At 59.6% G+C, this 228-nt stretch carries 1 protein-coding gene; it reads left to right on the top strand.

All coding sequences use genetic code 11. The features are described 5' to 3' along the window. Positions 1-228, top strand: a 228-nt coding sequence (locus tag BB427_RS23865) for a hypothetical protein (protein WP_217492907.1), incomplete at both ends; no start/stop codon positions are given.

Here is a 228-nt window from a genome sequence, read left to right as displayed (position 1 = left end):
AGAATCGTGGATGAGGCGGAAGACATCCTCGAATGCGGTATCGAAATCGTGGCTCGCCCGCCCGGCAAAGAAGCATGTAGCATCTCGCTCCTCTCCGGCGGCGAAAAGACGCTGACGTGCGTCGCGCTGCTGCTGGCAGTCTTTCGCACTAAGCCCAGTCCGTTCTGCATTCTCGACGAAGTGGACGCGGCTCTCGACGAAGCCAACATTGGCCGGTTCATCGGCTGT

The sequence above is a fragment of the Pseudoalteromonas sp. BMB genome (assembly GCF_001709235.1).
GTDB lineage: Bacteria > Pseudomonadota > Gammaproteobacteria > Enterobacterales > Alteromonadaceae > Pseudoalteromonas > Pseudoalteromonas maricaloris.
The sequence above is the reverse complement of the archived record's forward strand: the minus strand, read 5'-3'. Positions and strand labels throughout refer to the sequence as shown.